This is a genomic window from Brevundimonas sp., from assembly GCF_031082345.1.
Lineage (GTDB): Bacteria > Pseudomonadota > Alphaproteobacteria > Caulobacterales > Caulobacteraceae > Brevundimonas.
Genome location: NZ_JAVHLH010000228.1, coordinates 1 through 4532, shown reverse-complemented (window position 1 = coordinate 4532; position 4532 = coordinate 1). Strand labels below are relative to the sequence as shown.

Sequence of the window (4532 nt, the reverse complement as noted above, 5' to 3'; positions counted from 1 at the left end):
CGCAGCAGCCCGCGGAGGAATAGAAAAAGGCCCGATCCGGTGGATCGGGCCTTTTGCTTTGAGTGGTGCCGCCGGGGGGAATCGAACCCACGACCTCAGCCTTACCAAGGATGCGCTCTACCACTGAGCTACGGCGGCGGAAACTGAGGAAGCGGCCCTATAGCCAACAGGGGACAAAGGGGGAAGCCCCGATTTCCCCGGCTTGCAGAAAACTTCGTCCGCGCGTCTCATCAATGCATGGATGAGTCGAAAATCCCGGCGCCCCTCCCGGACCTTCCGCCGGCCCTTCCGGACCCGCTGGCGCCGCCGAAGACCCCGGCCACCGCGCGCGCCCAGCGGCTGGCTACGGCGCTGAGGGACAATCTGAAGCGCCGCAAGGCGGCGACCCGGTCCGCCAGGGCGGAAAAGCCGAGCAACTGAAAGTCATCGGCCGCAGGGTCATGACAGGCTTTCGCAAGCCCGGCGGTCCGGGCTAGATAGCCGACCCCGTCGCCCGGGCAGATCGTTCCGGGCCGGCCTGTGAGACGACATGGACAGCATCGCCATCCAAGGCGGCGCCCGGCTGAACGGAACGATTCCGGTCAGCGGCGCCAAGAATTCCGCCCTCAAGCTGATGGCCGCCTCGATCCTGACCGATCAGCCGCTGCGCCTGACCAACATGCCGCGGCTGGCGGACACCAAGTTTCTCGGCCGTCTGCTGCGCGAGCTCGGCGTCGAGGTGACCGAGAACGGGCACGGGGGAGAGCAGGAGACGCTGTTCCACGCCGCGCGAATCGAATCGACCTTTGCGCCCTATGACCTGGTCCGGCAGATGCGGGCCTCGTTCAATGTGCTGGGGCCGCTGCTGGCGCGCACCGGCGAGGCCAAGGTGTCGCTGCCGGGCGGCTGCACCATCGGGGCGCGGCCCGTCGACCTGCACCTGCAGGCCCTGACCGCCATGGGCGTCGAGATCGAGCTGGACGAGGGCTATGTCATCGCCCGCGCGCCGAGAGGCCTGAAGGGGGCCGAGATCGAGTTTCCGTTCGTCTCGGTCGGGGCCACCGAACACGCCCTGCTGGCGGCGGTGCTGGCCGACGGCGTCACCGTGCTGAAGAAGGCCGCGCGCGAGCCGGAAATCGGCGACCTGGCCCGCTGCCTCGTGGCCATGGGGGCGAAGGTCGAGGGCATCGACACCGACGAACTGGTCATCACCGGCGTCGGCTCGCTGGGCGGCGCGACCTGGTCGGTGATTCCCGACCGCATCGAGATGGGATCCTACGCCGTGGCGGCGGCCATGGCCGGGGGCGAGGTGCGGCTGACGAAGTCGCGGCCGGAGCTGATGACCGCGCTCAGCGAGAAAATGATCGAGGCCGGGGTCGAGGTGACGCCGACGCCAGACGGGGTGATCGTCCGGCGCGATCCGGCCGTGCGGCTGAAGGCGGTCAATGTCGCCACCGAGGTCTATCCGGGCTTCGCCACCGACCTGCAGGCGCAGTTCATGGCGCTGATGACGCTGGCCGACGGCGACAGCGTCATTCACGAGAACATCTTCGAGAACCGCTTCATGCACGCGCCCGAGCTGATGCGGCTGGGGGCGGACATCCATGTTCACGCCGGCGAGGCGGTGGTGCGGGGCGTCGAGGCGCTGCACGGCGCCCAGGTCATGGCCACCGATCTGAGGGCCTCGGTCAGCCTGGTGATCGCCGGTCTCGCCGCCGAGGGCGAAACCACGGTCGGACGCGTGTATCATCTGGATCGCGGGTTCGAGCGGCTGGAAGAGAAGCTCGGGGCCTGCGGCGCGCAAATCCGCCGGATCAAGGGCGACGACCATGAGCACTGAGGCGACCATCGCCGACGACACGCCGAAAGGCGCGGACGTGGAGCCGCTGCGCCTGCTGGCCGAGGACGCCGACGACCTGCACATCATCTCGGCCGCGCTGCAGGACGCCATCATGCGGCCGGTGGATATCGTCTGGGAGCCGTCGTGGCGGCGGGTCACGCTGCAGCTCAGCCGGTTCTGCTGGGAATGCGGCGGCACGCGGGTGATGTCGGCGATGCAGTTCGGCGACGTGATCGCGGTCAAGAGCCGCCGCCTGCCGCGCGGGCCCGAGCACGCGCTGGAGCTGCTGGCCATGGATTTCGAGCCGGGCGAGGCGCCGGGCGGACGGGTGACGCTGATGTTCGCCGGCGGCGGCGATCTGCGCATCGACGTCGAATGCCTCGATGCGGTGCTGACCGACCTGTCCGAGCGCTGGCCCGCGCGGGTTGCGCCGACCCATCTGGCTGACGGGCCGGAGCCGGCGTGAGCGAGCACCGCCTGTCCTCGGTCGAGCTCGACGCGGCCACCCTGCCGGCGGCGACGGCCGAGATCGAGCACGAGCGCCGGGTGGCGATCTTCGACCTGGTCGAAAAGAACAGCTTCGAGCCGGCCGGAGCGAGCGGCGGGCCGTACAGGCTGAAGCTGTCGCTGCTGGACGGGCGGCTGGTGTTCGACATCGCCGGACCCGAGTTCGCGCGGGCCTACGGCCTGTCGCTGAACCCGCTGAACAAGGTGGTGAAGGACTATATCGGCATCTGCGACAGCTATTACGAAGCGCTGCGCGGCACTTCCCCGGGTCAGATCGAGGCGGTCGACATGGGCCGGCGCGGCCTGCACAACGAAGGCGCCGAGCTGCTGAAGGGGCGGCTGGACGGCAAGATCGCCGTCGACCACGAGACGGCGCGGCGGCTGTTCACCCTGGTGACGGCGCTGTACCGGCGCGGTTGATCTCGACTATCCCGACGTTTTGGGGCATACGCCCGCTCTCTTTTCGACGCGCGCTCACGCCCGGCGCGCGTCCAGACTCGTTTTCACAAGGGCGCGAGAGGCCGCATGGCTAAGGAAGAACTGCTCGAGTTTCCCGGCGTCGTCAGCGAACTGCTGCCGAATGCGACGTTTCGCGTGACGCTCGAGAACGACCACGAGATCATCGCCCACACCGCGGGCAAGATGCGCAAGAACCGCATCCGCGTGCTGGCCGGCGACAAGGTCCTGGTCGAGATGACGCCCTACGACCTGACCAAGGGCCGCATCACCTATCGCTTCAAGTAAGGGCGGGCTCGATATGAGCCGCCCCGAACTGGTGCTGGCGTCGGCCAGCCCGCGCCGCGTGGAGCTGCTGGCGCTGGTCGGGATCACGCCCGACCGCATCGAACCCGCCGACATCGACGAGACTCCCCTGAAGGACGAGACGCCGCCGCGTCTCGCCGCGCGGCTGGCCCGGAGCAAGGCTGAGGTCGTGGCCGAACGCGCGCCGGAGGCCGTGGTGCTGGCCGCCGACACCGTGGTCGCGGTCGGCCGCCGGCTGCTGGAGAAGGCCGCCGATGAGACCGAGGCGGTGCGGTTCCTGAAACTGCTGTCCGGACGCAATCACCGGGTCTTCACCGGCGTGGCGGTCGCCGCGGGCGGCGTGATCCGGCATCGGGTGGTCGAGGCGCGGGTGTCGTTCAAGGTGCTGTCGGACGCCGAGATCGCCGCCTATGTCCGCTCGGGCGAGTGGCGCGGCAAGGCCGGGGGCTATGGCATCCAGGGCCGCGCCGGGGCCTTCGTGACGCGAATCGTCGGCAGCTATCCCGCCATCGTCGGCCTGCCGCTGTTCGAGACCGTCAACCTGCTGGCCGGGGCCGGCTGGCGGGAGACGTGAGCGAGCTCGAGACCTTCCTGGACGACACGCCCGGCGAAGTCCGGGGCATGGTCGTCCGCCACGGGCGGTTCGAGCGTCTTCTTATACAGAGAGAGGACGACGTCGCGCAGCATCGGCTGGGCGCGCGGTCGGTCGGGCGTGTCGCGGCCGTCGATGCGGGACTGAAGGGCGCCTTCGTCGACCTCGGGGCCGGGGAGCCGTTCGGCTTCCTGCCGCTGCGCAAGAGCGACCGGATCGCCGTCGGAGAAAAGATCGAGGTCGAGGTCTCGGCCGAACCGCGCGAGCTCAAGGGGCCGACGCTGGCCCTGATCGGGCCGGGGGAGGGCGAGGCGCGGCTGCTGCGGCCCGGGCCGACCGTGGCGGAGACGCTGGCGCGGCTGGCGCAGGATGTCGAGCCGCGCACCGGGGCGGCGGCGATCCGGGCCAGCCTCGAGGCCGAGGAAGAGGCGCTGGCCCCCGGCGCCCTGTTCGCCCATCTGGGCGTGCGGCTGGCGGTGGAGCGGACGCGGGCGCTGGTCGCGGTCGACATCGACCACGCCGCCGCGCCGGGGCGCGACGGGCGGCGCGACAAGGGTCGGGCCAACCGGGACGGACTGACGCAGGCGGCGCGGCTTATCCGGCTCAAGGGCTGGGGCGGGCTGGTGGCGGTCGATCTGGTCGGGACGGGGCATGACGGGGTGGCGATGCTGGCGGCGGCCCGGGCGGCGTTCGGCGACGATCGCGAGGTCGCCATCGGCCCGGTCAACCGGTTCGGCGTGCTGATGCTGTCGCTGCCGTGGCGGACGACGCCGGTCGAGGAGCGGCTGCTGGGGCCGGACGGCCGGCCGACGCCGGAGACGCGGGCGATCGAGGCGGTGCGGCGGCTGGGCC

The 4532-nt window shown here is 70.5% G+C and carries 6 protein-coding genes and 1 tRNA gene; 6 read left to right on the top strand and 1 reads right to left on the bottom strand.

Annotation, left to right across the window (positions count from 1 at the left end):
* Window positions 1–63: 63 nt before the first annotated feature.
* Window positions 64–138, bottom strand: a tRNA-Thr gene (locus RDU12_RS12790).
* 391 nt (window positions 139–529) lie between these two features.
* On the opposite strand from RDU12_RS12790, the gene murA reads away from it, so the two are divergent.
* From murA to RDU12_RS12760, 6 genes are all read left to right on the top strand, one after another.
* The gene (gene murA, locus RDU12_RS12785) at window positions 530–1819 is read left to right on the top strand and encodes a UDP-N-acetylglucosamine 1-carboxyvinyltransferase (RefSeq protein ID WP_300292058.1); all 1290 of its coding nucleotides are present in this window, start codon (window positions 530–532) and stop codon (window positions 1817–1819) included.
* On the top strand, window positions 1809–2285 hold the full coding sequence (locus RDU12_RS12780; protein WP_300292056.1) for a DUF2948 family protein: 477 nt from the start codon (window positions 1809–1811) through the stop codon (window positions 2283–2285). Before murA ends, RDU12_RS12780 begins: the two co-directional genes overlap by 11 nt.
* Window positions 2282–2746 (top strand): UPF0262 family protein, encoded by a 465-nt coding sequence (locus RDU12_RS12775; RefSeq protein ID WP_300292054.1) that lies wholly within the window; start codon window positions 2282–2284, stop codon window positions 2744–2746. The genes RDU12_RS12780 and RDU12_RS12775 overlap by 4 nt, the downstream gene beginning before the upstream one ends.
* Before the next feature lie 105 nt (window positions 2747–2851).
* On the top strand, window positions 2852–3070 hold the full coding sequence (gene infA, locus RDU12_RS12770; RefSeq protein ID WP_003164348.1) for a translation initiation factor IF-1: 219 nt from the start codon (window positions 2852–2854) through the stop codon (window positions 3068–3070).
* A 13-nt stretch (window positions 3071–3083) separates the two neighbouring features.
* Window positions 3084–3662 carry a nucleoside triphosphate pyrophosphatase gene (locus RDU12_RS12765; protein WP_300292052.1) on the top strand — a complete coding sequence of 193 codons (579 nt, stop codon included), beginning with the start codon at window positions 3084–3086 and terminating at the stop codon, window positions 3660–3662.
* Window positions 3659–4532: RNA-binding protein (locus tag RDU12_RS12760; protein WP_308684943.1), on the top strand; the 874-nt coding region annotated here is incomplete at its 3' end. The genes RDU12_RS12765 and RDU12_RS12760, both read left to right, overlap by 4 nt.

Bases quoted from the DNA above. Each gene is read 5' to 3' on its own strand.
- murA (WP_300292058.1), top strand. From the start codon at position 530: ATGGACAGCATCGCCATCCAAGGCGGCGCCCGGCTGAACGGAACGATT.
- RDU12_RS12780 (WP_300292056.1), top strand. From the start codon at position 1,809: ATGAGCACTGAGGCGACCATCGCCGACGACACGCCGAAAGGCGCGGAC.
- infA (WP_003164348.1), top strand. From the start codon at position 2,852: ATGGCTAAGGAAGAACTGCTCGAGTTTCCCGGCGTCGTCAGCGAACTG.
- RDU12_RS12765 (WP_300292052.1), top strand. From the start codon at position 3,084: ATGAGCCGCCCCGAACTGGTGCTGGCGTCGGCCAGCCCGCGCCGCGTG.